Source organism: Streptomyces sp. ISL-99, from assembly GCF_018614005.1.
Lineage (GTDB): Bacteria > Actinomycetota > Actinomycetes > Streptomycetales > Streptomycetaceae > Streptomyces > Streptomyces flavidovirens.
The window spans coordinates 70,321-96,001 of the sequence record NZ_JAGGPC010000047.1 but is presented as its reverse complement, the minus strand read 5'-3'; the positions used below and the strand labels follow the sequence as shown (position 1 = coordinate 96,001).

Here is a 25,681-nt window from a genome sequence, read left to right as displayed (position 1 = left end):
GGGTTCCGGTGCTGCCGGCGGGCCCCGGTCCTGGGGGGACTCAGTGCTGGTTCTCGGCCTGGAACATCCAGCGCTGCTTCTCGAGCTCCGCGGTGAGGCCGATGAAGATGTCCTGAGTCACCGGGTCGGGCTTGTCGGTCGCGTCGATCCGCTCGCGCATCCTGAGGCCGACAACGCCGAGCGCTTCGACGACCAGGGCCACGACGTCGCTGTCCTGGGTCCAGCCGTCCGCGGGCGTGGGGAGTTCAGCGGTCTTGGCGACCGTCTCCACCCGGCCGTCGGGTGCGACGCCGATGGCCGACGAGCGTTCCGCGACGACGTCGGCGTACGAACGGGCGAAGGACACCAGCTCGTCGAGCTGGAGGTGGATGGAGCGGAAACGCGGTCCCACGATCGTCCAGTGCGCCTGCTTTGCCAGAAGTGACAGACCGAGCAGGTCCACCAGGGCGCCCTGGAGGGCATCCGCGGTGGTCTGACGGGCGGCTTCGGGCAGGGTGCTCTTGAGGGCGGTCATGCAGTTGCTCCTTTTCGACACTCTCGTCTGCTTCAGTCTGTGGTCGGATGCCGCTGTTCCGCCTGTCGGCGACTCAGCCGCCGGGGCCTCCGCTACCGAACGCACCACCGGACTTCTCGTCCCACCGCGGCCGCTCCTCCGGCTGCTCCGCACTGGGCCTGCCGGACGCGTTACCGGTGTTTCTGAGCTCGTGCGGGAGGAGGCGTCCGCCTTCCGGAGGCACTACTTCGTCGGGTTCCCGGCGCTCCCTGACCTCGGGCGGCCCCGAGCCCTCCGGCCGGTGCGGCTGCTCCTGGGGCGTGGGAGGAGCCGGCTCGCGGTTCCTGATGCGGATGCCCCACCACACGGCGGCGATCAGAGCGGCCGCGATGGCCAGTCCCGCGACGAACGGCGCGATACCGATGACCAGGTCACTCGCGGCCGTGGGGTCCGCGAGGCCGGCGAATTCGCTGGTTCTCGTGCTCTGGAGTGCGCTCATGCGCGGCGGGTACCCACGGGCGCCCGAGTCATGAGCGGCCGTACAGGTGAAACATTTCCGCACGGCCGCCGTGTCGGGTGGACTTCCCGGCCCCGGCCCGCGTTACTTCGCGTCGGCGTAGCACTCCACGACCGCCGTCGTGAAGGGGAAGCGCACCGGCGTCCGGCCGAAGGCGATCCGCCCGGCCAGATCACCGGCCGCGCGGATCGCCTCCACGACCTGCTGCGCCTCCCCGGCGGGGCAGTGCACGATCACTTCGTCGTGCTGGAAGAACACCAGCTCCGCCCGGAGGCCCGCCGCCCTCAGGCTCTGCCGCAGCGCCGCCATCATCAGCAGCGCCCAGTCGGCGGCGCTGCCCTGCACGACGAAGTTCCGGGTGAAGCGGCCCCGCGCGCGGGCGTTCGTCGACGCGTACCCCGGCGTGAACTCCCCGTCGGGCGCCGCCACCTCTCCTGCGCCGTCCTGCGGAATGCCCGCTTCACCGTCTTCTCCCGAGCCCGGCGCGGGTGGACATGTCCGCCCCAGCCAGGTCCGTACGAGCCGCTTCTCCTCTCCCGCGCGCGCCGCGTCGTCCACATACGCCACAGCGCGCGGGAAACGTCTTCGCAGCGCCGCGAGATTCTTCAGACCGTCCCCGGAGGTCTGTCCGTACACCGCGCTGAGCACGGCGAGCTTCGCCATGTCGCGGTCACCGGCGAAGGCCCGGTCCGACACCGCCTTGTAGAGGTCACCGGGCTGCCCCGCCACCTCCATCAGCCCCGGATCGTGCGAGATCGCGGCCAGGACGCGCGGCTCCATCTGGTCCGCGTCGGCGACCACGAGCCGCCAGCCGTCGTCAGCGATCACCGCGCGCCGGATGACCTTCGGGATCTGGAGCGCGCCGCCGCCATTGGTCACCCACCTCCCGGTGATCGTCCCGCCCGGCAGGTACTGGGGCCGGAAACGGCCCGCGCGCACCCAGTCCTGGAGCCAGCCCCAGCCGTGCGCCGTGTAGATCCGGTACAGCTTCTTGTACGCGATGAGCGGCTCCACGGCCGGATGGCCGACCCCCTCCAGCTCCCACCGCCGCGTGGACTTCACCTTGATCCCGGCCTGCGCGAAAGCCTTGATCACATCGGCGGGCAGCTCGGGCCGTACGCGCCTGCCGAACGCCGCCGAGATCTCGTCCGTCAGCTCCGCCATGCGGCGCGGGTCGCCGCCGCCCGTGTACCGCTCGCCGAGCAGCTCCTCCAGCACCGCCCGGTGCACGTCCGCCCGCCACGGCAGCCCCGCCCTGTTCATCTCGGCGGCCACCAGCATCCCCGCCGACTCGGCGGCCGTCAGCAGCCGCATCCGGTCGGGGTGCTCGGCAGCGCCGTGCCTGCGCTGCTGATCGGCGTACACCTCCAGCAGGTCCTCGAACGCCACCGGGACCGGCTGCGGCTCGAAGAGCGACGACTGCGATCCGGGCTCGGCGGCGCGCTGCGGCGGATCGGGCGGCACGGGCCGGTTGTGCAGCCGCGCCCAGGCCGCCGCCGCCGAATGCGGCTCGCCGTGCCGGCCCTCGTGCCCGAGCAGCAGTGACTCCGCGTCCTCGATGTCGTAACACCGCTCGACGCGCACGCCCGCGGCGAGCAGTCGCGGGTAGATCTCGGCGGTGGACCGCCACACCCACCGGCCGACCTCGGGCCTGGAGCCGACCGCCGACACGAGGTCGGGCTCCTCGCGCACGTCACCGGCCGGCCGCCCGTCCCGCCCCAGCGGCACGAGCAGCGCACCCCCTGCGTCCGTCTCGGCGACGGCCCAGCGATCGCTCATGAGTGCGAGTCTGGCACCCGCCACTGACAACGCCGTTGGCGGCGCGCCCCACGCCCCTGCTCAGCCGATACAGCCTGCGGCGCCTTGCCCGGCCCGCTCACCGAGTCCGACCCGCGTCAGCGCCGCCCGTACCTCGGTGCGCGACGGACGCCGGCCGGCCAGCCGCAGCGGCAACGAGACGTTCTGCGCGGCGGTCAGTGAGGGCAGCAGGTTGAACGCCTGGAACACGAAGCCGATCCGGTCGCGCCGCAGCAGCGTGAGCCCCCGCTCGCTCAGAGCGCCCAGCTCCATGCCGCCGACGGTGACCGTCCCGGACGTGGGCCGGTCGAGTCCGGCCGCGCACTGGAGGAGAGTCGACTTGCCCGACCCGGAGGGCCCCATGACGGCGGTGAATGTCCCACTGCCGAAGACGATGTCGACCCCGTCGAGGGCTTTGACCTCGACATATGTCCTGTGGAGTGCGGTGAGCCGCACAGCCGGTGTGATCATGTGCCCAGTTTTCCGGCCGGGCGCCCGCCGGGCACGACCGCTGAGCCGAGTCTCCGGGGTATGCCTGGCCCCACCCCCTCGGCGCCCCGTGACACCATCGAGGGCATGGAGCAGGTGGAGAAGGCGGTATCCGCGGCGGTGTACGACGAGGGCGACGCGGGTCTCGACCTCGGCGCCTCGCTGCTCGCAGCCGCACCCTGGCCGGACGCGGGACGCGAACTCCTGCGCCGGGGCGAGGAGTTCGTACGCCGCGCCTGGGAGCGCGGCTGGCAGCCCGCCGACGTCGTACGCATCGTCCGCCGCGACCTCGACGACCGCCACGTGCGCCTGGCCACCGACCTGATCGCCGCCGAGAACCGCCGGTACGCCGGAACCGCCCCCCGCTGGGAGGCGCAGCTCCGCGACCTGGAGGCGTCACACATATGGTGGGGCGGCGACGCCCGGTACGCCGACGAGCTGGCCACCCGCGAGCGGACGGACCGCTTCTCGCTCGCCACGGCGTTCCTCGAACTCTTCCGCCACCTCATCCGCCTCCCCGCGATCGAGCCGGTCGGCCCGCCCCCGGGCGAGCCCATGCACGTACGCCCGCACACACCCACCGCCGACGAGCCGCGCATGCTCACCCGCGTCCGCGCGCTGCTGGCCAAGGCGGAGGCGACCGACTACCCGGACGAGGCGGAAGCCCTCACCGCCAAGGCGCAGGAGCTGATGGCGCGCCACAGCATCGACGCCGCACTGCTCGCCGCCCAGGGCCACACCGGCGACGTACCGACGGCATGCCGGATCGGCGTCGACGCCCCGTACGAGACGGCCAAGGCGATCCTGCTCGACGCCGCCGCCTCCGCGAACCGCTGCCGCGCGGTGTGGAACAGCGGCCTCGGTTTCTCCACGGTCGTCGGCTTCGAACCGGACCTGGAGTCGGTCGAGCTGCTCTACACCTCCCTCCTGGTCCAGGGCACGGCGGCGATGACCCGTGCGGAAGCCGCCCAGCGCGCGGGCGGCCGCAAGCGCACCAAGTCCTTCCGTCAGGCGTTCCTGACGGCGTACGCGAGCCGGGTGGGCCACCGGCTGTCCGAGGCGACGGAACACGTGACGGAGGAGGCGGGGGGCTCGCTGCTGCCGGTGCTGGCGGCGCGGGACGTGGCGGTGGAGGACCGGGCGGAGCGGATGTTCCCGCAGACGACGTCGACGCGGGTACGGGGCGTCAGCGACCACGCGGGCTGGGAACACGGCACGGCGGCGGCCGACCAGGCCACGATGCCCGGGCGCCCCGGCGTGACCCGCTGACCCCGCGGGGCTTTCCCCGGGCCGCTCAGCGCGCTCCGGACACCCGTGGCGGACCTGTCACAGGCCCTGGACGACGAAGGGCCGCGGCCCCGTGAGGGAACCGCGGCCCGTGCGTAAGCCACGTACGGACTACCCCACCGTCAGGAACCCGGCAGCTTCGGCAGATCGGTGGGCATCCCCTCCGGCAACTGGTCACCGCCGGCGGACTTCTTGAAGGAGTCCTCGATCCCGCTGCCCCACTTCACGGTGAGCGAGTCGCCGCCGGCGCCCGGCGTGACAACGCCGGTCGTACGGTCGGCGTTGCCGTCGGCGCACTTCAGTTTCAGCGTCACCTTGTTCCCTTCGGCGACATCCCCCTCGGCGACCGTGCCGGTGCAGACGTGCTCCCCGGCGACAGCCGCGTCGGAACCCTGGATGATCAGCGCGACGATCTTCCCGTCGGTCGTCGCGAGCCAGGACCCGGAGACGTCCGCCGACGCCCCCTGGTCCCCGCCGGGCGGAGCGCTGCTCTGCCCGGCGCTGCCGCTGCTGCCTTTGGCCCTGCCCTTGTCGCTGCCCGTGCCGCCGCTGTCGCTGCTGCAGCCGGTCAGGACGAGGGCCGCCGCGACGGCCGCCGCCGCGACGGTGGTGCGCGCGTACTCACGCACTGCGGACTCCCCGGTTTCGGTTGGTCGGAACGCGCCAAGCTACCAGGAGGACTTGCGCACTCCGGGGAGGAAACCGGCATGCGCCTGCTCCCGCATCCGCACCCTGGAGAGCCCGAACTTCCTGAGGTGGCCACGGGGCCGGCCGTCGACACTGTCCCGGTTGCGTACGCGCGTGGCGCTCGCGTCGCGCGGCTGGCGGCGCAGCTCCTCCAGCGCGGCGGCACGCTCGGCCTCACCCGTTCCGGGCTTGCGGAGGATCTCCTTCAGCTCCGCCCGCCGCTCGGCGTACCGCTCGACGACAGCCTTGCGCCGCTCATTGCGCGCGATCTTGCTCTTCTTCGCCATCAGACCTTCACCCCCCGCGCGCGGATGCGGGCCACGGCAGCCTCGACGCCGATCACGTCGACGGTCTTGATCGCCCGGGCGCTGAGCGTGAGCCGCACATGGCGGCCCTCGCTCGCCAGCCAGTAGCGCTTGCGCTGGATGTTCGGGTCGAAGCGGCGCGACGTGCGCCGGTGCGAGTGGGAGATGTTGTTGCCGAATCCCGGCTGGGCGCCGGTCAGCTGGCAGTGGGCAGACAAGGTCGATCACTCCTCTTTGAAAATGGGAACCATTTCCATATACTAACCACATGGCACGCAACGAAGTCCGCCCGATCATCAAGCTCAGGTCCACGGCGGGGACCGGCTACACGTACGTGACCCGCAAGAACCGCCGCAACAACCCCGACCGCATGACGCTCCGCAAGTTCGACCCGGTCGCCCGCCGGCACGTCGACTTCCGCGAAGAGCGCTGACCCGCAGACCAGAAGGGGGCATCAGCACTTGAAGCCCGGAATCCACCCGCCGTACGGCCCCGTCGTCTTCCGCGACAAGGCAGGCGGCTTCGCCTTCCTCACCCGCTCCACCATGACCAGCGACAAGACAGTGGAGTGGGAGGACGGCCGTACGTACCCCGTCGTCGACGTCGAGATCTCCTCGCAGAGCCACCCCTTCTACACGGGCACGGCGCGTGTGCTGGACACGGCGGGCCGTGTGGAGCGCTTCGAGCGCCGCTACGGGGCGAAGCAGTGAGTGAGAAGAAGGGGAAGCTGCCCGTCGTCATCGTCGGCGGGCTGCACTCCGACGCCCGGAAGGAGGTCGTGGAGCAACTGCTGCGCCGGGTCCCCGGCAGCGTCGCGCTGCACCACGACCTCTCGACCGCGGCCGAAGGAACGGTACGCCGTACCGTCCGCGACACCCTCGGTGAGAGCGCGTCCGGCGACGCGCCGCTGGTCAACGACTGCGCGTGCTGCGCGCTGCGCGAGGACCTGGTGCCCGAGCTGGAGCGGCTGGCCGGCAGCGGACTCACCCGTCTCGCGGTCGTCGAGCTGTGGGACTCCGTCGAGCCCAAGGCGATGGCCGAGGTCGTCGTCGCGCACGGCGGGGACGTACTCGACCTGACCGCCGTCATGACGGCCGTCGACCCGGCGCTGCTCCTGCCCTACCTCGGCTGCGGCGACGATCTGGCGGAGGCCGGGCTGGCCGCGGCCGCGACCGACCAGCGGACGGTCGCGGACACCTGGGCGCGCCAGTTGGAGTACGCCCCGGTCCTGGCCGTGGTGGAGAGCGAAGAGGCGGACGAGCAGGACGAGGCGCTGCTCGCCCAGCTGCACCCGACGGCCCGCCGGGTCCCGGCGGCCTCCGGCGAGCTGGCCGAGGCGGCCTTCGCCGGTTTCGACATCGAGGCGGCGGCGGACCGCCAGCACCCGGCCTGTGCGCTGCTTCCGCAGGACGCGGACGACAACGGCGTCGGCACGCTGGTGTGGCACCGGAACCGCCCCTTCCACCCGGGGCGGCTGTACGAGGCCCTGGAGGACCTGACCTGCGCCGCCGCCCGCAGCCGCGGCCGTTTCTGGCTCGCCGACCGCCCCGACACCCTGATGGCGTGGGACGCGGCGGGCGGCGCGCTGTGCGTGGAGAGCGCGGGGCCGTGGCTGGCCTCACTGCCGGACGCGGCGTGGGAGATGGTCCCGCCCGTACGCAGGGCGGCGGCCGCGCTCGACTGGCACCCCGAGCACGGGGACTGCTGCCAGCACCTGGTCTTCACCTCGCCGGGTCTCGACCGCGGCGGGCTCGAAGAACTCCTCGAATCCTGCTTGTTGACCGACGCCGAATACGCGGCCGGGCGTGATGCCTGGAAGCGCCTGCCGTCCGCTTTTGATTCCCTTCTGGAGGCCTGATGTCCCGCCCGTCCCGAGGTAAAGACCCTCGTAAGCCCCTCAAGTCCCGCCCCAATCCGCTGGACGAGGCGAAGATTACGTACATTGACTACAAGGACACCGATCTTCTGCGGAAATTCATTTCGGATCGCGGGAAGATCCGGAGCCGTCGTGTGACAAGGGTCTCGGCCCAGCAGCAGCGGCAGCTGACCCGCGCCATCAAGAACGCCAGGGAGATGGCCCTGCTGCCGTACTCCTCGCGCTGATCCGGAGAGCTGTAACGGAGGGAGCACCCCGCGTGCACGTGCATCTGCCCATGCATCCGCAAGTGAACAAAGCTATGATCCGGGGCAGTTGACATCTGCACTTTCCGGGAGCGACCTGTGCACCACGCGTACAACGGCATGGCCGCCACAGAGCTTCACGGGGTGGTCTGGCAGAAGAGCAGGCACAGCAACTCGCAGGGTTCCTGCGTGGAGTTTGCCAAATTGCCGGGCGGGAATGTGGCAGTCCGCAATTCGCGGCATCCGGACGGGCCCGCTCTGGTCTACACGCCTGCCGAGATCGAGGCGATGCTGCTCGGCGTCAAGGACGGCGAGTTCGACCACCTGGTAGCCGGCGGCTGACCGGAACCAACCGGTCCGCCGCCCTGCCATGCATGGGCCCCGGCCACTGCACGTGTTACTGCCTAGGGCTGCCTGTCACTGGCTGTTACTGTCGCTCGGTTCCGAGCCGGAACAGCGCCCACACGACTTTGCCGCTGAGTGTCCCGGCGAGCGGGTGCCATCCCCAGCTGTCGCTGAATGAATCCACCAGAAACAAGCCACGCCCGGACTCCGCGGAGAAGTCGTCCGACTCGCGCGTCACCGGACTCGCGTGACTGGGGTCGCGCACCGCGCACACCAGACGCGAGGTCCAGCGCATCAGATGCAGCCGTACGGGAGGGTCCTGTTCGTCCGCGCGCGGGGTGTCGGCGGGCAGCGCGTGCCGCAGCGCGTTGGTGACGAGCTCGGAGACGACCAGGGCCACGTCGTCGAAGCACTCGCCGAGCTCCCACTGGGTCAGCGTCGACTTGGTGAAGTGCCGGGCGCCGCGCACCGCTTCGTACCGGGGAGGCAGCGCACAGGAGGCCGAGCTGGATACCGCGGCGGGGTCGATGGGTGGCAGGCCCTGCCTTAGTGGCTCGAACGGTTCGAGCACGGTCGATCCATTCGTCCCCATGCGAGGCACTCCCGGGATTCGCGGTCGGTGCGATACAGCGGTAGCGATGCGGCGGTAGTACGGCGTCAGCACGAAAGAGCATGCAGGTGCGCGCGGACCATGGTTCCGAATGCGCACGGCAGATGCAAGGGCAGATGCACGTGCACGCGCCGGACCTGTCCGGCCCCGTGCTGGTTCTTGCGCATTTATCCCCCCGACCTCTTTCGGTGTCTTGTACCGCTCTTGCTATTTCCGTAATCGGATGAGTACGGGGCGAAGCGTTTTAATGGCAGACTGCGGCTCTCGGAGACCTGGGGGAGGGCACTCCGCTACTGAACTGTCGGACTGGGGAGGGCTGGAGAAGTGACCGCAGGCGAGTCGAGCGGCTCTGTGGTGCGGCGCATCCTGCTGGGATCCCAGCTGAGGCGGCTGCGTGAGTCGCGTGGGGTCACCCGCGAAGCGGCCGGCTACTCGATCCGAGCATCCGAATCGAAGATCAGCCGCATGGAGTTGGGACGGGTGAGCTTCAAGGCCAGGGACGTCGAGGACCTGCTGACGCTCTACGGCGTCACGGACGGGACCGAGCGCGAGTCGCTGCTGAGCCTGGCGCGAGAGGCCAACGTGGCGGGCTGGTGGCACAGTTACGGTGACGTGCTGCCCGGTTGGTTCCAGACGTACATCGGCCTGGAGGGTGCCGCCTCACTCATCCGGATTTACGAAGTCCAGTTCGTGCACGGGCTGTTGCAGACGGAGAGCTACGCGCACGCCGTCGTCTCCCGCGGTATGCCGCACGCGAGCGCGGCCGAGATCGACCGCAGGGTCGCGCTGCGCCTGGAACGCCAGAAGGTGCTCGTGTCCGAGCGCGCACCGCACTTCCACGCCGTACTGGACGAGGCCGCGCTGCGCCGCCCGTACGGCGACCGGGCCGTGATGCGGGGGCAGTTGCAGCACCTCATCGAGGTGTCCGAGCAGCCGAACATCACGCTTCAGGTCATGCCGTTCAGCTTCGGCGGGCACGCGGGCGAGAGCGGCGCGTTCACGATGCTGCAGTTCCCCGAGTCGGATCTCTCCGACCTCGTCTACCTGGAGCAGCTCACCAGCGCGCTCTATCTGGACAAGCGCGAGGAAGTCGCCCAGTACCAACGGGTGATGGAGCGGCTCCAGAGGGACAGCCCGAGCGCGGCGGAAACGCGGGACGTACTCCGTGGTCTGCTCCAACTGACGTGACCGGCCAGTAGGATGACGTTTTATCAGGAGTCTGCACCTGTTCACCTTGCAGTAGGGGATCGCATGTCCTTCTTCACCGACCTGGCCCACCAGTACATCGACGGCGCGTGGCGGACCGGCAGCGGCTCGTGGGACATCATCGACTTCAACCCGTACAACGGGGAGAAGCTCGCCGCGATCACGGTCGCCTCGGTGGACGAGGTCGACGAGGCCTACCTCGCGGCCGAGCGCGCGCAGCCGGCCTGGGCCGCGTCGAGCGCGTACCGCAGGAGGGACGTCCTGGAACGCGCCCTGCGGATCACGCAGGACCGCGAGGACGAGATCACCGAGGCGATCATCGACGAGCTCGGCGGTACGCGGCTGAAGGCGGCGTACGAGGTCCATCTCGCCCAGGAGTTCCTGCGCGAGGCGATGCAGACCGCGCTGCGGCCGGAGGGGAGCATCCTGCCCTCGCCCGTGGAGGGCAAGGAGAACCGCGTCTACCGGCTGCCGGTCGGTGTCGTCGGGGTCATCAGCCCCTTCAACTTCCCCTTCCTGGTGGGGATCAAGTCGGTCGCCCCCGCGCTGGCGCTCGGCAACGCGGTCGTGATCAAGCCGAACCAGAACACGCCCGTCGTCGGCGGCGGCCTGATAGCCAAGATCTTCGAGGACGCGGGGCTGCCGGCCGGACTGCTCAACGTGCTGGTCACCGACATCGCGGAGATCGGTGACGCGCTGATAGAGCACCGGGTCCCGAAGGTGATCTCCTTCGCCGGCTCCGACAAGGTGGGGCGGCACGTCGCCGCCGTCGCCGCGAGCCATTTCAAGCGCGCGGTGCTCGAACTGAGCGGCAACAGCGCGCTGGTCGTGCTGGACGACGCGGACATCGACTACGCGGTGGACGCCGCGGTCTTCAGCCGTTTCGTGTACCAGGGGCAGGTCTGCATGGCCGCCAACCGCATCCTGGTGGACCGGTCGGTCGAGGCGGAGTTCACGGAGAAGTTCGTCGCGAAGGTACGGTCCCTGGTGACCGGCGACCCGGCCGACCCCAGGACCCACATCGGCCCGGTCATCAACACCTTTCAGGCGGACGCGCTGACGGGACTGGTGGAGCAGGCGCTTGCGGAGGGCGCGACCGCGCTCGTACGGGGATCTACGCGCGGCAACCTCGTCGAGCCGACCGTACTCAGCGGTCTGCCGGCCGACTCTCCGGTCCTTACCCAGGAGATCTTCGGCCCCGTGGTGCTGCTGATCCCCTTCGACGGCGAGGAAGAGGCCGTACGGATCGCCAACGACAGCCAGTACGGGCTGAGCGGGGCGGTCCACACGGGGAACGTGGAGCGGGGCGTGCGGTTCGCCAAGCGCGTCGAGACCGGGATGATCCACATCAACGACTCGACCGTCCAGGACGAACCGCAGGTGGCCTTCGGCGGCGAGAAGTTCTCGGGCATCGGGCGGCTCAACGGGGACTCGGCGGTGGAGGCGTTCACCACCCAGAAGTGGATCTCGGTGCAGCACGGGCGGACGCGATTCCCGTTCTGACACCCTGATCCCGCGATCGCGGACAGAGCCTGTCCGCAATGCCTCGTAGCTTGGTTCTTGTCAGTTCGACGACGAGAAGAGGCGGACGCCATGGTCGTACACGTGAACGCAGAGGCCCCCGGCGACGAGCGCGGCGCGCTCCTGGCCTTCCTGGACGCCGAGCGCGGCGGCGTCCGCAGGGCGCTGCTGGGCCTGACGGACGAACAGGCGGCGACGAAGCCGAGCGCGAGCGGGCTGTCGCTGTCCGGGCTCCTCAAGCACGTCTCCGAGGTCGAGCAGAGCTGGCTGTCCCGGGCGAAGCAGATCGCGCCGGACGTGGAGCGGACCGAGGAGAACTGGCACGAATGCTTCCGGCTGACCGGCGACGAGACGGTCGAGAGCCGGCTGGCGTACGGGGAGAAGGTCGCGCGGCAGACCGAGGGCTTCATCCGGTCGGTGCCGAGCCTGGACGACACCTTCCCGCTGCCCGACGAGCCGTGGTTCCCCGACTCGGAGCGGGTGTCGATGCGCTGGCTGCTGCTCCGGCTGATCACCGAGATGTCCAGGCACTCCGGCCACGCCGACATCATCCGCGAGAGCCTGGACGGCAAGACGGCCTTCGAGCTGGTGGCCCTGGAGCGCGGCGAGACCTGGGGCTGAGCCGCACGTTCCCGGACCGGCAACCGGTCCGGGCCGCCGCCGGCCCGGAGGCGACGATGCCGGCGCGCGTAAAACTGACGGGTCGAGAAGTGGAACCCGGCCGCGGTCTGCGGTGTACCAGAAGGAGAAGCGGTCCACCGCCGGACGGCGGACCGCCGACCGCGGAGTGCGGACAGCGAGACCGGGGGGACTCCGATGGGAAAGCCGCTCACATCAATCGGGGCGCTGACGGGCGCCGTCCTCATCGCGTCGGCGCTGTTGCCGGGGTGTACGGCGGCGCCCGGCCGGCCGGCGCCGCAGTCGTCGTCCCCACGGGGAGACGCATCGCCGCAGCCGGTACCGAAAGTGCCGTCCGGGCGTGGGTTCACGAGGGGTGGGGGACGACCGGCACCGCACGTGGTTCACGTCGGACGGCGGCCGCTCCTGGCAGGCGCGTGACGTGAAGCGGGCGGGGGCGGTGGGGTCGATATCGAGGGGCGCCGCGCTGTCGACGCTGTGCGGGTACCCGACCGCCCCCGACGGAGTCGAGTGCGCGAAGGACCAGCTCCTGGTGATGTCCCCCGACGACGGAAGGCTGCGCGAACTGAAGACGCGGCCGCCGCTGGCCGGGCGGCTGTATCCGGCGACGTACGCCGAGCCCGACGGCTCGTGGTGGGTTTCCGGGGAGGACCCGGAGAGCGGCGAGCCTGCGGTCGCCGTGTCCCGTGACGCGGGCCGGACATGGATGGCGAGTGTGCTGGACAGGCCGCTGAAGAAGGCCGGCTGGGGCGTGGAGGTCTCGGTGGGCGACGGCGTGGTCTACGCGGCGGAGCTGGGAGAGCTGCCGACCGGTGAGCCGGTCAAGAATCCGGTACGGGCCATCCACCGCAGCAGGGACGGTGGCCGCACCTGGGAGCGGACCTGGAAGGCGGGTGCGGACCGCGAACCGCGCACGCTGCTGGGCGTGCTGGTTCCGGGGGCGGGCGACGCCCTGCTGCTGCACGGGGAGCGCGGCGACTACACCAGCCTGGACGGCGGCCGCACCTTCAGCCCCGCAACCGACGGCCCCGCCCTCGGCTACGCGTCGACAATCCCGCTGGGCCGGCTGCAGGCGCGCGGGTCCTGTGAGTACGGCATATCCGCCGACTGCGTGCGCTGGACCACCTTCACGCTGGGCGCCTGCGACGACTGACGCGGCCGGTTCAGTGGTGGAATGACGTCGCGGCGGCCGGGTCCCGCGTCGTCGGCTGCCGCTGCGCTCGCAGCCCGGGGAGTACGTGCTCAAGGCTCTCCACGAGCAGCTGCGCGAGATCCGCGGAGAACCCGTTGCGGCACACGATCCGCAGGACGGCGAGATCCTGCCGGTTCTCGGGAAAGGTGTACGCCGGCACCAGCCAGCCCCGCTCCCGCAGCCGCCGCGACACGTCGAAGACGTCGAAGTTCCGTACCTCGGGGGCGGTGGTGAAGGCGAACACCGGCAACTGGTCCCCGCGCGAGAGGAGTCGGAAGTCGCCCGTCGCCTCGATCCGTTCCGCGAGCCCCCGCGCCACGTCCCTCGACGCCTGCTGCACGGCCCGGTACCCGTCCCGGCCGAGCCGCAGAAAGGTGTAGTACTGCGCGGCCACCTGCGCGCCGGGCCGGGAGAAGTTGAGGGCGAAGGCCGGCATGTCGCCGCCCAGGTAGTTGACCCGGAAGACCAGCTCCTCCGGGAGTTCGGCGGACGAGCGCCACAGCGCCCAGCCGACCCCGGGATAGACCAGGCCGTACTTGTGCCCCGAGGTGTTGACGGAGGCGACCCTCGGCAGCCGGAAGTCCCAGACGAGGTCCTCGTCCAGGAAGGGCGCGACCATCGCACCGGAGGCACCGTCCACATGCACGGGAACATCGAGGCCCGTGCGCTCCTGGAGGTCGTCCAGGGCCGCGCAGATCTCGGCCACGGGTTCGTAGGAGCCGTCAAAGGTGGAGCCGAGCACGGCGACCACACCGATGGTGTTCTCGTCGCAGAGTGCGGCGGCGGCCTGCGGATCGAGGTGGAAACGGTCGCCGTCCATGGGGACTTGGCGCGCCTCGACCTCCCAGAAGTTGCAGAACTTCTCCCAGCAGACCTGGACGTTGACACCCATCACCAGGTTGGGGCGGGCTCGGCCCGGGTACCGGTCGCCGTTCTTCATCGCCCAGCGGCGCTTGAGGGCCATCCCGGCGAGCATGCACGCCTCGCTGGACCCGGTGGTCGAGCAGCCCACGGCCGCCGTCGGGTCCGGTGCGTTCCAGAGGTCGGCGAGCATGGCGACGCAGCGCCGCTCCAGCTCGGCGGTGCGGGGGTACTCGTCCTTGTCGATCATGTTCTTGTCCCGGCACTCACCCATCAGCACGCCCGCCTGCGGTTCCATCCAGGTGGTGACGAAGGTGGCGAGATTGAGCCGGGAGTTGCCGTCGAGCATCAGCTCGTCGTGCACGAGCTGATACGCCGTCGCGGGCGCCATGGGTCCGTCGGGCAGCCGGTGCCGGGGCGGCACGGCCTCCATGCCGCCGACCGGGTCGGCCGCGCCGTAGAAGGGGTTGAGGGCAAGACGGCGGTGCTGCTGACTGTCCGGGCCCGTACCGCCTCGGTGAAGTGCCATGCGCTCACCATAAGGGTTGATAGGGGACATAACGCTCCGGCCAACGGGGCTTGCACCTCACGTGACGTGAGGGCTCAGGCTGAGACGCGTACCGAGAAGAAGAAGGAGCGGAAAGCGATGAGCTACTCCGTTGGACAGGTCGCCGGATTCGCCGGAGTGACGGTGCGCACACTGCACCACTACGACGAGATCGGGCTGCTCTCCCCGGGCGGCCGCAGCCACGCGGGCCACCGGCGCTATGACGACGCCGACCTCGACCGGCTGCAGCAGATCCTGTTCTACCGGGAGCTCGGCTTCCCGCTCGACGAGGTGGCGGCCCTCCTCAACGACCCGGACGCGGACCCGCGGGAGCACCTGCGGCGCCAGCACGAGCTGCTGTCCGGCCGGATCGCGAAACTGCAGGCGATGGCCGCCGCCGTCGAAACCGCCTTGGAGGCACGGAAGATGGGCATCAATCTCACCCCGGAAGAGAAGTTCGAGGTCTTCGGCGACCACGATCCCGATCAGTACGCCGAGGAGGCCGAGCAGCGCTGGGGCACCAGCGACGCGTACAAGGAGTCGCAGCGCAAGACCGCGTCGTACACCAAGGAGGACTGGCTGCGGATCAAGACGGAGGGGGAGGAGAACATCGCCGGCCTGGTCGCCGCCATGGAGGCGGGCGCCGCGCCCGACTCCGTCCGGGCCATGGACCTCGCGGAGGAGCACCGCTCCTGGATCAGCCGCAATCACTACGACTGCGGCTACGACATGCACGTCTGTCTCGCCGAGATGTACGTCACGGACGAGCGCTTCACCGCGTTCTTCGACGCGGCGAAGCCGGGCCTGGCTGCCTATGTGCGTGAGGCGATCCTGGCCAACGCCGCACGTCACGCGTAGCGCGCGGCGGGGCGGACGGTTCAATTGCGGCCCCGGAGGCGCCCCGGGGCCGTACCGTAACCGGCCACTGGAACCAGGAGGTCCCCAGTGGCGTTGATAGCTTTGGGCAGCAAACCCGCAGACGATCCCACCCTGGAGCCCGGTACCCGTGAATACGCTTGCGCTCGGACCGAGCTGGCTGGAGCCGAATTATCTGCTGGAGCAGTTCGGTCTGATCGGCCTGCTGGTCATCGTGTTCGCCGAGTCCGGCCTGCTCATCGGCTTCTTCCTGCCGGGCGACTCGCTGCTGTTCACCACCGGACTGCTGGTGACCACGGGCGCCCTCAAAACCCCGCTGTGGCTGGTCTGCACCCTGGTCGTCCTCGCGGCGATCATCGGTGACCAGGTCGGCTACCTCTTCGGCCGCAAGGTCGGACCTGCCCTCTTCACCCGCCCGGACTCCCGGCTCTTCAAACAGGAGAACGTCGAGAAGGCCCACGAGTTCTTCGAGAAGTACGGCCCCAAGTCGCTGGTCCTTGCCCGCTTCGTGCCCATCGTCCGTACCTTCACGCCGATCATCGCCGGCGTGAGCCGGATGAACTACCGCTCGTTCATCACGTTCAACATCATCGGTGGTGTGCTGTGGGGCGCGGGCGTCACGCTGCTCGGCGCCTCGCTCGGCAAGGTCGACTTCGTCCACAAGAACATCGAAGCGATCCTGATCCTGATCGTGCTGATCTCGGTCCTCCCGATCGTCATCGAGTACCTGCGCGCCCGCAGCAAGGGCAAGAAGGCCGCAGCCGTCGAGAGCGGCGGCCCGGCCGACGGCGCGCCCCCGGCCTCGCGCGGCCGCCACGCCAAGCGCTGACCCGGCGCGCAGAGCCTAGAAGCCGCGCGTCCGCTTGGCCGCGCGGCGGCTCGCCCCACGGCCCGCCCCCGGCACCTTCAGGAACAGCCGGGAGATCTCGCCGCCCAGATTCACCCCGATGGCGATGGCCAGCGACAGGGCCGCCGCCGTCGACAGGGACGCGAGTCCCTGGTTCAGATCGTTCTGCGCGATGCCCAGAAGTCCGAAGTACGTCGAGGAGCCCGGCAGCAGCGGACCGATCGCCGCCGTGACGTACGGCAGGGCCGACGCGTACTGGTAGCGCGAGAACAGCTGCCCGAAGAGGCCCACGAGACCGGCCGCGACGGCCGTCGAGGCGACTGCGGAGATCTCGCCGACGTCGTGCATGGCGCCGTACACGATCCAGGCCACGCCGCCGTTCAGGGTCACGATCAGCACGGTGTTACGTTCCTGCTGGAGCAGGATCGCGAAGGCGAAACAGAGCAGCATCGACGCCAGGATCTGCGTCACCGGCCGCTCGACGGTCTCCAGCGACGTCGCCGCGTGCAGCTCGGCGTCCAGTTGCACGCCCAGATAGAGCACGACCAGTACGCCGATGACGATCGCGATGAAGAAGTACATGACTTCGAGCAACCGCGCCGACGCGGTGATGTAGTAGCCGGTCAGACCGTCCTGTACGCCCGCGACCAGGGCCCGCCCCGGCAGCAGCGCGAACAGCCCACCGGTGATCACGGCGGACGGCCGGACGTCCCACATCGTCGTCGTCGGTGCCAGCGTGAGCGCCACCCCCATCGCGGCGGGCGGCATCGCCGCCACCACGAACTGGTAGAACTCCGGCAGCCCGCGCCCGGCGCACAGCCAGGCCAGCCGGTCACCGAGCATCGCTCCGATCGCGGCCGCCAGGAACACCACCGGCCCACCGCCGACCAGCACGGAAGCCGCACCGGCCAGCAGCCCGCCGGCCGCCGTCAGCGCCCAGCCCGGGTACGGGTGACGGTTACGGCGTATCTCCGCGAGCGTGCGGTACGCCTCCTCCAGCGTGACGTCGGTGTCCGGAGACGTGATGTCGTCGATCAGGTGGTAGACCGCCGCCAGCCGGGTGTAGTCGGTGCCCCGGCGGCGTACGGTCCTGCTCGCCGTCACCGGGTCCTCCACCAGCGACGGCTGGTAGGAGATCGACAGCAGCGTGAAGGTGACGTTCGGCTCGCAGCGGTCGAGCCCGTACGCCCGGCTCACGCCGAACATCGCCGCCTCGACGTCCTCGGCCCCCTCGCCGCCCGCGAGCAGCAGCTCGCCGATACGCAGCGTCAGGTCCAGCACGCGCGGTACGGCGGGCCCGGCCTCGTCGTGCCGCTGCACCGGCTCCGGCACCGGCCGGTCGCCCACCGGCATCCGCAGCAGCGTACGCATCCGGTCCTGCCAGGGCGCCTCCTTGGTCAGCCTGACCACGGGCATCCCGTGGGCCGGGGTGAACGCGGGCGGCGCGTTGCGGGCGCTGTAGGTGCTCGGGGTGTCGAAGGCCGACGCCTCCGGCGGGATGGGGTGCTCGCCCGTGGTCAGCCCCTCCGGAACGGCGAACTCGGAGGTCGGGCTGTCCTCCTCGGCCGGCTCCGGCTGCTCCACCCCGGCCGGCGGAGTGAAGGCGCTGCGCGCCTCGTCCGACTGCGGCTTGCGATCCTCGGGGCCCTCGCTGTCGGCCCCGCTGCCGCCGCGTTTCGGCTCCGCCACTACTTGCCTCGCTTCGATGCTTCGATTCCTTGATCCAGTCCAGTACGTCGGCACGGTCAAGCCATGGCCAGACATGCCCAGTATGCGGACGGACACCTTCCCCTTGCGCGCCGCTCAACACGCGGCGGGCGGTGCACCCCCATTGGGGTGCACCGCCCGCCGTGATGTGCCGTGATGTCAGAGCTGAGCCGAGGGGCTCGTCAGTGGCTGCCGCCCTGCGCCTGCAGGCGCTTGTAGGAGGCCTCGACCTCGGCCTCGGCCTCGGTGCGGCCGACCCAGTCGGCGCCCTCTACGGACTTGCCGGGCTCCAGGTCCTTGTAGACCTCGAAGAAGTGCTGGATCTCCAGGCGGTCGAACTCCGACACGTGGTGGATGTCGCGCAGGTGCTCCACCCGCGGGTCCGACGCCGGGACGCACAGCAGCTTGTCGTCGCCGCCGGCCTCGTCGGTCATCCGGAACATGCCGATCGCGCGGCACTTGATGACACAGCCGGGGAACGTGGGCTCGTCCAGCAGTACGAGTGCGTCCAGCGGGTCGCCGTCCTCGCCGAGGGTGTTCTCGACGAAGCCGTAGTCCGCCGGGTAGCTCGTGGAAGTGAAGAGTCGACGGTCCAGGCGGATCCGACCCGTCTCGTGGTCCACCTCGTACTTGTTCCGCGAACCCTTCGGAATCTCGATGGTGACGTCGAACTCCACGGGTGGTTCCTCCATGATCAGCACAAACTCCGGGTGGTGCTGCGTCTTCTGAGGGGCGACCCCCAGACTCCCGGCCGGTTCGGTAGGCCGGACGAGCCGGGGCGTCATGCTCCCGGCAACACGCAGTGGTTAAGTGTCCCTCACGCAGGTGGGTGATCGCGAAAGGGGCTGGTCCGAGGTGCTGGATCGCAGAACGTGGCAGCTCGCGACGATCGCCGCTGTCGCCGGTCTCGCCCTCTCCGCCGGGGCGGTGGCCGCTGCGGGCCCCTGGGACTCCGGTCAGCGTAAGGCCGAGCGGGTCCGGGCCGCCTCCCAGGATCCGGCGGGCGCCTCACAGGCACACGGGGCCGGGAAGGGTGGCGCACATCACGAGCCCCCCGCGGGCTCCGTCCCTGCGCCCGCCCCCAGCGCGCCCGGCGTGCTCACCGCGCTCGGCGCACCCGTACCGCCGCCCGCCAGGAGCGGCCTCGCGGACGCCCTGGATCCGCTGCTGCGCGACCCCGGGCTCGGCACGCTGCGCACCACCGCGTCGGTGATCGACACCGCGACCGGCACGCAGGTGTACGGGAAGGGCGACGCGGAGGGCATGATTCCGGCCTCCACCATCAAGATCGCTACGACGGCCGCCGCGCTCTTGGCCCTCGGCCCCGACCACCGCATCGCCACCACCGTCACCGCGGCCCCGGACGGCAAGAAGACGGTGCTGGTCGGCGGCGGCGACCCGACGCTGGACCGGGACGCCCTGGCCTCGCTGGCCGACGACACCGTACGGGCGCTGCGGGACCGGGGCGCCGAAGAGACGGAGCTCTCGTACGACGCCACGCTGTACGAGGGACCCGAGCTTCACCCCATCAGCCCCAACGAGAACATCAGCCCCGTCAGTCCCTTGATGATCGAGGAGGGCCGGCTCGACGGCTCCCGCAGCGGCCCCGCCCCGCGCAGCACCGACCCGGCGGGCGACGCCGCCCGCGCCTTCGCGGAAATGCTGCGCGAGCGCGGCGTCGAGACCAAGGGCGCCACCTCACCCGGGAAGGGGCCCGGCAACGCCGAACCGGTCGCCAGGGCCCTCTCCGCGCCCCTGTCCGCCCTCGTCGAGCGCACCCTCACCCACAGCGACAACGACATCGCCGAGGCCCTCGCCCGCCAGACCGCGCTCGCCTCGGACGAACCGGCCGGCTTCGAAGGCGCGGGCAGGGCCGTCGAGTCCCGGCTGAAGAAGCTCCGGCTGCCGCTGTCCGGCGCCCGTTTCGCCGACGGCAGCGGCCTCGACCGCGCCAACAGGATGTCCGCGGCCCTGCTGTCCGGCCTCCTCGCGCGCGCCGCCGACCCGGCCCGACCGGAACTGCGGCCCGTCCTGACCGGCCTGCCGGTGGCTGGTTTCAGCGGCACCCTGAAGCACCGGTACGCCAAGGACTCTCCAGGTACGGGCATGGTCCGCGCCAAGACCGGCACCCTCAGCGGCGTGCACACGCTGGCCGGAACCGTCGTCGACGCGGACGGCCGGCTCCTCTCCTTCGCCTTCCTCACCTCCGGCACCACAGGACCCGACACCGCCCAGTCGGCCCTGGACCGGCTCGCCTCCACGATCGCCAACTGCGGCTGCGGACCGTCCTCGGGGCGGCCGGGGCGTACGTGAACCCTGAGGAAGTTCAGGGGCACAGGTGGCGGACAACACCTCACCGCGGCCCGGCTCGACAACGTACGGTTGACGCATGACGAGCATCGGTGGTGCGGAGATGGTCGACTGGAACCTCGCGGTGGCGACCGCGACCCGACTGGTGAGGCCGGGTCCCGACGTGAGCCGGGACGAGGCGCGCGCCGTCGTGGCCGAGCTCCGCCGGCATGCCAAGGCCTCGGAGGAGCACGTCCGCGGATTCACGCGGATGATCCCCGACGGGCACGAGCCACAGGACACCCCGGTCCTCGTCGTCGACCGGGCCGGCTGGATCAGGGCGAACGTCGCCGGATTCAGGGAGGTCCTGCGGCCGCTCCTGGACAAGATGCAGGAACGCAGGGGCAGCGGGCCCGGCGGCGCCGTGCTCGGCGCGGTCGGCGGCAAGGTGACCGGCGTGGAGGTCGGCATGCTGCTGTCCTTCCTCGCCTCCCGCGTCCTCGGGCAGTACGAGACGTTCGCCCCGCCCTCCCGCGAGCTCCCGTCCGGCACCGGCGGCGGCCGCCTGCTGCTCGTCGCTCCGAACGTCGTGCACGTCGAGCGGGAGCTCGAAGTCCACCCGCACGACTTCCGGCTCTGGGTCTGCCTGCACGAGGAGACCCACCGCACCCAGTTCACGGCCGTGCCCTGGCTGCGCGACCACCTGGAGGGCGAAATCCAGTCGTTCCTCGCCGAGACCGACGTCGACCCGATGACGGTCCTGGAGCGCCTGCGCGAAGCGGCCCAGTCACTGGCCGGCGGCCGCCCCGAGGGCGAGGCGGGCGAGGACGGCGGCCGCAGCCTCGTCGAGATCGTCCAGACCCCCGCCCAGCGCGAAATCCTCGGCCGCCTGACCGCCGTCATGTCACTGCTCGAAGGCCACGCCGACTTCGTGATGGACGGCGTGGGGCCCGACGTGGTGCCGTCCGTCGCCGAGATCCGCGAGAAGTTCCAGCAGCGCAGGGCCCGCGGCGCCGGCCGCCTGGACCTGGCCCTGCGCAAGCTCCTCGGCCTGGACGCCAAGCTCCGGCAGTACCGTGACGGTGAGCGTTTTGTACGGGCTGTGGTGCAGGAGGTCGGAATGGACGGCTTCAACCGGGTGTGGACCTCCCCGAACACGCTCCCCACCAAGGCGGAGATCGCCAAACCGGCGGACTGGGTCGCGCGGGTGCACCGTAAGGCGGAGTAGTAATCCGGGTGCGGCCGACGGCAGGAGAACGCCCCTTCAATCACCCATCCGAGGGACCGTGAGCGCTGGGTAGGCGTGCAATGCTCGGGGAATGGCCCGTCTCTGTCACCATCGACGCACTCTGCGTGACTGGCTTCTCCTCCCGAGGCACTCCCAACTTCACCGAAGGGCACCGGACATGGGTCCCCATCCTGCGGTCGCAGCGATACGCCTGGCGGTCCGCCGCGTACTCCACGACGTACTCAACGACATCACCCCGCCCGCCACGGCGACCACCGTGGGCGGCGCGGCCGCCCACGAGCCGCCCCCGCCGCTCGTGCTGGTGGCATGCTCCGGCGGCGCCGACTCCATGGCACTCGCCTCCGCCCTCGCCTTCGAGGCGCCGAAGCTCGGCATCCGGGCCGGCGGCGTCACGGTCGACCACGGCCTCCAGGAGGGCTCCGACGTGCGCGCCGCCGAGGTCGTCAACCGCCTCGCCGCGCTGCGCCTCGACCCCGTCGAGGCCGTCGCGGTGAGCGTCGGCCGTGACGGCGGCCCCGAAGCAGCCGCCCGTGACGCCCGCTACGCCGCGCTGGACGCCGCCGCCGAGCGCCACGGCGCCGCCGCCGTCCTGCTCGGCCATACGCGCGACGACCAGGCGGAGACGGTCCTCCTCGGCCTCGCCCGCGGCTCCGGCATCCGCTCGCTGTCCGGCATGGCCGCCGTGACCGGCGCGGGGCGCTACCGCAGGCCCTTCCTCCAGCTCGACCGGCAGACCGCCCGCAAGGCCTGCATGGTGCAGTCGCTGCCCGTCTGGGACGACCCGCACAACACGGACCCCGCGTACACCCGCTCGCGGCTGCGCCACGACGGCCTGCCGGCCCTGGAGAAGGCGCTCGGCAAAGGAGTCGTCGAGGCCCTGGCCCGGACCGCACAGCTCTCGCGCGACGACGCCGACGCCCTCGACGACTGGGCCGCCGAGGCGGACGCGTCCGTACGGGACGAATCCGGCCGGCTGGAGTGCGCCAAGCTCTACGCCCTGCCCCCGGCCGTACGCCGCCGCGTCCTGCGCCGGGCGGCCATCGCGGCGGGCTCACCGCCCGGATCGCTCTTCGCGCGGCACATCGAAGAGCTCGACCGGCTGATCACCGGCTGGCGCGGGCAGGGGGTCATCAACCTCCCCGGCCGGGTGGAGGCGCAGCGGCAGGGTGGCAGACTGGTCATCCGGCAGGGCTGATGCGCTGAAGCACTACGAAAGTGACCCCGGTGAACGAGAAGGACATGGGCACCGACCTCAAGTCGGTGCTCATCACCAAGGAAGAAATCGACGCGAAGCTGGCCGAGCTGGCCGCGAAGATCGATGCGGAGTACGCGGGCAGGGACCTGCTCATCGTGGGTGTCCTCAAGGGCGCCGTCATGGTGATGGCGGACCTGGCGCGCGCGCTCTCCACCCCCGTCACGATGGACTGGATGGCGGTCTCGTCGTACGGTGCGGGCACCCAGTCCTCCGGCGTGGTCCGCATCCTCAAAGATCTCGACACCGACATCAAGGGCAAGCACGTCCTGATCGTCGAGGACATCATCGACTCGGGTCTGACGCTTTCCTGGCTGCTGTCGAACCTCGGCTCGCGTGAGCCCGCGTCGCTGAACGTCTGCACGCTGCTGCGCAAGCCGGAGGCGGCGAAGGTTCAGCTCGACGTGAAGTGGGTCGGCTTCGACATTCCGAACGAGTTTGTCGTCGGTTACGGCCTGGACTATGCCGAGAAGTACCGGAACCTGCCTTTCGTCGGCACTCTCGCCCCGCACGTCTACGGCGGCTGAGCCGTAACCTGCCGGGAACCCACCGGGAACCTCCACCCCCGCCCCGCCGTTGGAGCATGGGAAGGCAGGTTCGTCAGCCGTCCCCGGCAGTCGCGGGGGACAATGCTGGGGTACCGTCCGAAGAACAGTCTTTTTAAACAGCAGCATTTACCTACGGGCAGGAGGGACGGGGCGACTACCGCCCCGTATGGATGGACGTGAAGCGATACTTCCGTGGGCCGGTCATGTGGATCGTGCTGGCCGTCCTCGCCGTGGTCGTGTTGATGCAGGTTGTCGGCTCGTCCGGCGGCTACAAGACGGTGGACACTGCCGAGGTCGTCCAGGCGATCGACAAGAACCAGGTCAAGCAGGCCAAGCTGACGACCGGTGACGAGCAAGTCATCAAGGTCGAGCTCAAGGACGGCCAGAAGGTCAAGGACAGCAGCAAGATCCAGGCGAGCTACATCGGCGACCAGGGCGTCGCGCTCGCCAACAAGCTGCAGTCGAAGTTCGACAGCGGGGACATCGACAAGGGCTACACGGTCTCCCCCTCCAAGCAGAATCCGTTCGTCGGGATCCTGCTCTCCCTGCTCCCCTTCGTCCTGATCGTGGTCGTCTTCCTGTTCCTGATGAATCAGATGCAGGGCGGCGGCTCCCGGGTCATGCAGTTCGGGAAATCCAAGGCCAAGCTCATCACCAAGGACACCCCCAAGACGACGTTCGCCGACGTGGCGGGCGCCGACGAGGCGGTCGAGGAGCTCCACGAGATCAAGGAGTTCCTCCAGGAGCCGGCGAAGTTCCAGGCCGTCGGCGCCAAGATCCCCAAGGGTGTGCTGCTGTACGGCCCGCCCGGTACGGGCAAGACGCTGCTCGCGCGTGCCGTCGCAGGTGAGGCCGGTGTCCCGTTCTACTCGATCTCCGGTTCCGACTTCGTCGAGATGTTCGTCGGTGTCGGTGCCTCCCGGGTGCGTGACCTCTTCGAGCAGGCCAAGGCGAACGCTCCGGCGATCGTCTTCGTCGACGAGATCGACGCCGTCGGCCGCCACCGCGGCGCCGGCATGGGCGGCGGTCACGACGAGCGCGAGCAGACGCTGAACCAGCTGCTCGTCGAGATGGACGGCTTCGACGTGAAGGGCGGCGTCATCCTGATCGCCGCCACGAACCGGCCGGACATCCTCGACCCGGCGCTGCTGCGCCCGGGCCGCTTCGACCGGCAGATCGCGGTCGACCGTCCGGACCTCATGGGCCGCCTCGAGATCCTCAAGGTGCACGCCAAGGGCAAGCCGGTCACGCCGGAGGTCGACCTTCGGGCCGTCGCCCGTCGTACCCCCGGCTTCACCGGCGCCGACCTGGCGAACGTGCTGAACGAGGCGGCGCTGCTGACCGCCCGTACGGACAAGAAGCTGGTCGACAACCACGCGCTGGACGAGGCGATCGACCGCGTCGTGGCCGGACCGCAGAAGCGGACCCGGATCATGAGCGAGAAGGAAAAGAAGATCACCGCGTACCACGAGGGCGGACACGCCCTGGTCGCGGCGGCTTCCCCGAACAGCGACCCGGTGCACAAGGTCACCATCCTGTCCCGCGGGCGTGCCCTCGGTTACACGATGGTGCTCCCGGACGAGGACAAGTACTCGACCACGCGCAACGAGATGCTGGACCAGCTCGCCTACATGATGGGCGGCCGTGCGGCCGAGGAACTGGTGTTCCACGACCCGACCACGGGCGCTTCGAACGACATCGAGAAGGCCACCGCCACGGCCCGCGCGATGGTCACGCAGTACGGCATGACCGAGCGCCTCGGCGCGATCAAGTTCGGCCAGGACGGCTCCGAGCCGTTCCTCGGACGTGACATGGGTCACCAGCGCGACTACTCGGAAGAGGTCGCCGCGCTGGTCGACGAAGAGGTCAAGAAGCTCATCGAGACCGCGCACAACGAGGCGTGGGAGATCCTCGTCGAGAACCGCGACGTTCTCGACAACCTGGTTCTGGCCCTCCTGGAGAAGGAGACGCTGAACAAGGAGGAGATCGCCGAGATCTTCAGCCCGATCGTGAAGCGCCCGGCCCGCCCCGCGTGGACCGGTTCTTCCCGCCGCATGCCGTCCACACGGCCGCCGGTGCTCTCCCCGAAGGAGCTCTCCCTCACCAATGGCGTCACTGCCAACGGTGTGACTCCCGCGGTGACGGCCGGCCCGGTGGACACCCCGGCCACCGAGGCGGTCCCGGAGGAGCGCCCCGAGAGCTGATCATCCGGCCCCCCCCGGGGCCCGGAATGTACGCCGCGTCCCCCAGGTTTTAGCCTGGGGGACGCGGCGTTTTCGGCGCGGCATTCGTACGA

The 25,681-nt window shown here is 70.3% G+C and carries 27 protein-coding genes and 1 pseudogene; 17 read left to right on the top strand and 11 right to left on the bottom strand.

The features are described from left to right. Positions 1–40 precede the first annotated feature (40 nt). The 4 genes and pseudogenes from J7E91_RS27515 to J7E91_RS27500 form a co-directional block, all read right to left on the bottom strand. A complete protein-coding gene (locus tag J7E91_RS27515) occupies positions 41–514 on the bottom strand; it encodes a Dps family protein (RefSeq protein ID WP_214909236.1) in 474 nt (157 codons plus the stop codon). Between the two features lie 73 nt (positions 515–587). Next, entirely contained in the window at positions 588–992 is a 405-nt protein-coding gene (locus tag J7E91_RS27510; protein ID WP_251016329.1) for a DUF6479 family protein, read from the bottom strand. A 102-nt stretch (positions 993–1,094) separates the two neighbouring features. After that, positions 1,095–2,789, bottom strand: a complete 1,695-nt coding sequence (locus J7E91_RS27505) for a bifunctional 3'-5' exonuclease/DNA polymerase (RefSeq protein WP_214909235.1) — start codon at positions 2,787–2,789, stop codon at positions 1,095–1,097. An 87-nt stretch (positions 2,790–2,876) separates the two neighbouring features. Then, a pseudogene (locus J7E91_RS27500) lies at positions 2,877–3,278 on the bottom strand (ABC transporter ATP-binding protein); the annotation flags it as partial. Between the two features lie 105 nt (positions 3,279–3,383). Here J7E91_RS27500 and J7E91_RS27495 point away from each other — a divergent pair. Further along, positions 3,384–4,565 carry a DUF2786 domain-containing protein gene (locus J7E91_RS27495; RefSeq protein WP_214909275.1) on the top strand — a complete coding sequence of 394 codons (1,182 nt, stop codon included), beginning with the start codon at positions 3,384–3,386 and terminating at the stop codon, positions 4,563–4,565. A gap of 140 nt (positions 4,566–4,705) precedes the next feature. On the opposite strand, the gene J7E91_RS27490 is transcribed toward J7E91_RS27495, so the two are convergent. The 3 genes from J7E91_RS27490 to rpmB are packed head-to-tail and all read right to left on the bottom strand — an operon-like array spanning position 4,706 to position 5,793. Further along, the gene (locus J7E91_RS27490) at positions 4,706–5,212 is read right to left on the bottom strand and encodes a hypothetical protein (RefSeq protein ID WP_214909234.1); all 507 of its coding nucleotides are present in this window, start codon (positions 5,210–5,212) and stop codon (positions 4,706–4,708) included. Between the two features lie 39 nt (positions 5,213–5,251). Then, positions 5,252–5,557 (bottom strand): 30S ribosomal protein S14, encoded by a 306-nt coding sequence (gene rpsN, locus J7E91_RS27485; RefSeq protein ID WP_214909233.1) that lies wholly within the window; start codon positions 5,555–5,557, stop codon positions 5,252–5,254. Next, positions 5,557–5,793 (bottom strand): 50S ribosomal protein L28, encoded by a 237-nt coding sequence (gene rpmB / locus J7E91_RS27480; protein WP_028810338.1) that lies wholly within the window; start codon positions 5,791–5,793, stop codon positions 5,557–5,559. The genes rpsN and rpmB overlap by 1 nt, the downstream gene beginning before the upstream one ends. Positions 5,794–5,843: 50 nt before the next feature. On the opposite strand from rpmB, the gene rpmG reads away from it, so the two are divergent. The 5 genes from rpmG (at position 5,844) to J7E91_RS27455 (ending at position 8,038) form a co-directional block, all read left to right on the top strand. Further along, on the top strand, positions 5,844–6,008 hold the full coding sequence (gene rpmG, locus J7E91_RS27475; protein WP_214909232.1) for a 50S ribosomal protein L33: 165 nt from the start codon (positions 5,844–5,846) through the stop codon (positions 6,006–6,008). Positions 6,009–6,036: 28 nt separating this feature from the next. Beyond that, positions 6,037–6,285, top strand: a complete 249-nt coding sequence (locus J7E91_RS27470; protein WP_028810336.1) for a type B 50S ribosomal protein L31 — start codon at positions 6,037–6,039, stop codon at positions 6,283–6,285. Continuing rightward, entirely contained in the window at positions 6,282–7,433 is a 1,152-nt protein-coding gene (locus tag J7E91_RS27465) for a GTP-binding protein (RefSeq protein WP_214909231.1), read from the top strand. Before J7E91_RS27470 ends, J7E91_RS27465 begins: the two co-directional genes overlap by 4 nt. After that, positions 7,433–7,678, top strand: coding sequence for a 30S ribosomal protein S18 (gene rpsR, locus J7E91_RS27460; RefSeq protein ID WP_028810334.1), 246 nt, complete (start codon positions 7,433–7,435; stop codon positions 7,676–7,678). The genes J7E91_RS27465 and rpsR overlap by 1 nt, the downstream gene beginning before the upstream one ends. A gap of 117 nt (positions 7,679–7,795) precedes the next feature. Beyond that, positions 7,796–8,038, top strand: a complete 243-nt coding sequence (locus tag J7E91_RS27455) for a DUF397 domain-containing protein (RefSeq protein ID WP_214909230.1) — start codon at positions 7,796–7,798, stop codon at positions 8,036–8,038. A gap of 85 nt (positions 8,039–8,123) precedes the next feature. Here the strand turns inward: J7E91_RS27455 and J7E91_RS27450 are convergent, their stop codons facing one another. After that, entirely contained in the window at positions 8,124–8,633 is a 510-nt protein-coding gene (locus J7E91_RS27450) for an ATP-binding protein (protein WP_214909229.1), read from the bottom strand. 342 nt (positions 8,634–8,975) lie between these two features. On the opposite strand from J7E91_RS27450, the gene J7E91_RS27445 reads away from it, so the two are divergent. The 4 genes from J7E91_RS27445 (at position 8,976) to J7E91_RS27430 (ending at position 13,170) form a co-directional block, all read left to right on the top strand. Beyond that, positions 8,976–9,839, top strand: coding sequence for a helix-turn-helix transcriptional regulator (locus J7E91_RS27445; protein ID WP_214909227.1), 864 nt, complete (start codon positions 8,976–8,978; stop codon positions 9,837–9,839). Positions 9,840–9,902: 63 nt separating this feature from the next. Next, positions 9,903–11,360: an aldehyde dehydrogenase family protein gene (locus J7E91_RS27440; RefSeq protein WP_214909225.1), complete on the top strand. Its 1,458-nt coding sequence runs from the start codon at positions 9,903–9,905 to the stop codon at positions 11,358–11,360. A gap of 90 nt (positions 11,361–11,450) precedes the next feature. Beyond that, positions 11,451–11,999 carry a DinB family protein gene (locus J7E91_RS27435; RefSeq protein ID WP_214909223.1) on the top strand — a complete coding sequence of 183 codons (549 nt, stop codon included), beginning with the start codon at positions 11,451–11,453 and terminating at the stop codon, positions 11,997–11,999. Positions 12,000–12,357: 358 nt separating this feature from the next. Beyond that, entirely contained in the window at positions 12,358–13,170 is an 813-nt protein-coding gene (locus J7E91_RS27430) for a sialidase family protein (protein ID WP_214909220.1), read from the top strand. A gap of 10 nt (positions 13,171–13,180) precedes the next feature. Here J7E91_RS27430 and J7E91_RS27425 read toward each other — a convergent pair whose 3' ends face one another. Further along, on the bottom strand, positions 13,181–14,599 hold the full coding sequence (locus J7E91_RS27425; RefSeq protein WP_214909218.1) for a glutamate decarboxylase: 1,419 nt from the start codon (positions 14,597–14,599) through the stop codon (positions 13,181–13,183). Positions 14,600–14,716: 117 nt separating this feature from the next. Here J7E91_RS27425 and J7E91_RS27420 point away from each other — a divergent pair, with 117 nt between their 5' ends. Together J7E91_RS27420 and J7E91_RS27415 are read left to right on the top strand one after the other, a co-directional pair. Beyond that, positions 14,717–15,475 (top strand): MerR family transcriptional regulator, encoded by a 759-nt coding sequence (locus J7E91_RS27420; protein WP_214909215.1) that lies wholly within the window; start codon positions 14,717–14,719, stop codon positions 15,473–15,475. A gap of 148 nt (positions 15,476–15,623) precedes the next feature. Then, positions 15,624–16,322, top strand: coding sequence for a DedA family protein (locus J7E91_RS27415; RefSeq protein ID WP_214909213.1), 699 nt, complete (start codon positions 15,624–15,626; stop codon positions 16,320–16,322). A 15-nt stretch (positions 16,323–16,337) separates the two neighbouring features. On the opposite strand, the gene J7E91_RS27410 is transcribed toward J7E91_RS27415, so the two are convergent. Further along, entirely contained in the window at positions 16,338–18,029 is a 1,692-nt protein-coding gene (locus J7E91_RS27410; protein WP_308377273.1) for a threonine/serine exporter family protein, read from the bottom strand. 200 nt (positions 18,030–18,229) lie between these two features. Continuing rightward, complete coding sequence (locus tag J7E91_RS27405; protein ID WP_069930540.1) at positions 18,230–18,724, bottom strand: inorganic diphosphatase; 495 nt, start codon at positions 18,722–18,724, stop codon at positions 18,230–18,232. A gap of 178 nt (positions 18,725–18,902) precedes the next feature. On the opposite strand from J7E91_RS27405, the gene dacB reads away from it, so the two are divergent. From dacB to ftsH, 5 genes are all read left to right on the top strand, one after another. Continuing rightward, positions 18,903–20,360 (top strand): D-alanyl-D-alanine carboxypeptidase/D-alanyl-D-alanine-endopeptidase, encoded by a 1,458-nt coding sequence (dacB, locus tag J7E91_RS27400; RefSeq protein ID WP_214909209.1) that lies wholly within the window; start codon positions 18,903–18,905, stop codon positions 20,358–20,360. Positions 20,361–20,436: 76 nt separating this feature from the next. Continuing rightward, a complete protein-coding gene (locus J7E91_RS27395; protein WP_214909207.1) occupies positions 20,437–21,564 on the top strand; it encodes a zinc-dependent metalloprotease in 1,128 nt (375 codons plus the stop codon). A gap of 178 nt (positions 21,565–21,742) precedes the next feature. Next, positions 21,743–22,780 (top strand): tRNA lysidine(34) synthetase TilS, encoded by a 1,038-nt coding sequence (gene tilS / locus J7E91_RS27390; RefSeq protein ID WP_214909205.1) that lies wholly within the window; start codon positions 21,743–21,745, stop codon positions 22,778–22,780. 44 nt (positions 22,781–22,824) lie between these two features. After that, entirely contained in the window at positions 22,825–23,364 is a 540-nt protein-coding gene (gene hpt / locus J7E91_RS27385) for a hypoxanthine phosphoribosyltransferase (protein ID WP_214909273.1), read from the top strand. 191 nt (positions 23,365–23,555) lie between these two features. Beyond that, positions 23,556–25,589: an ATP-dependent zinc metalloprotease FtsH gene (ftsH, locus tag J7E91_RS27380; RefSeq protein ID WP_214909203.1), complete on the top strand. Its 2,034-nt coding sequence runs from the start codon at positions 23,556–23,558 to the stop codon at positions 25,587–25,589. Positions 25,590–25,681 lie beyond the last annotated feature (92 nt).

Coding starts and splice junctions, on each gene's coding strand:
- J7E91_RS27515 (WP_214909236.1), bottom strand. CDS start 514: ATGACCGCCCTCAAGAGCACCCTGCCCGAAGCCGCCCGTCAGACCACC.
- J7E91_RS27510 (WP_251016329.1), bottom strand. CDS start 992: ATGAGCGCACTCCAGAGCACGAGAACCAGCGAATTCGCCGGCCTCGCG.
- J7E91_RS27505 (WP_214909235.1), bottom strand. CDS start 2,789: ATGAGCGATCGCTGGGCCGTCGCCGAGACGGACGCAGGGGGTGCGCTG.
- J7E91_RS27495 (WP_214909275.1), top strand. CDS start 3,384: ATGGAGCAGGTGGAGAAGGCGGTATCCGCGGCGGTGTACGACGAGGGC.
- rpsN (WP_214909233.1), bottom strand. CDS start 5,557: ATGGCGAAGAAGAGCAAGATCGCGCGCAATGAGCGGCGCAAGGCTGTC.
- rpmG (WP_214909232.1), top strand. CDS start 5,844: ATGGCACGCAACGAAGTCCGCCCGATCATCAAGCTCAGGTCCACGGCG.
- rpsR (WP_028810334.1), top strand. CDS start 7,433: ATGTCCCGCCCGTCCCGAGGTAAAGACCCTCGTAAGCCCCTCAAGTCC.
- J7E91_RS27450 (WP_214909229.1), bottom strand. CDS start 8,633: ATGGGGACGAATGGATCGACCGTGCTCGAACCGTTCGAGCCACTAAGG.
- J7E91_RS27440 (WP_214909225.1), top strand. CDS start 9,903: ATGTCCTTCTTCACCGACCTGGCCCACCAGTACATCGACGGCGCGTGG.
- J7E91_RS27435 (WP_214909223.1), top strand. CDS start 11,451: ATGGTCGTACACGTGAACGCAGAGGCCCCCGGCGACGAGCGCGGCGCG.
- J7E91_RS27425 (WP_214909218.1), bottom strand. CDS start 14,599: ATGGCACTTCACCGAGGCGGTACGGGCCCGGACAGTCAGCAGCACCGC.
- J7E91_RS27420 (WP_214909215.1), top strand. CDS start 14,717: ATGAGCTACTCCGTTGGACAGGTCGCCGGATTCGCCGGAGTGACGGTG.
- J7E91_RS27395 (WP_214909207.1), top strand. CDS start 20,437: ATGACGAGCATCGGTGGTGCGGAGATGGTCGACTGGAACCTCGCGGTG.
- tilS (WP_214909205.1), top strand. CDS start 21,743: ATGGGTCCCCATCCTGCGGTCGCAGCGATACGCCTGGCGGTCCGCCGC.
- hpt (WP_214909273.1), top strand. CDS start 22,825: ATGGGCACCGACCTCAAGTCGGTGCTCATCACCAAGGAAGAAATCGAC.
- ftsH (WP_214909203.1), top strand. CDS start 23,556: ATGGACGTGAAGCGATACTTCCGTGGGCCGGTCATGTGGATCGTGCTG.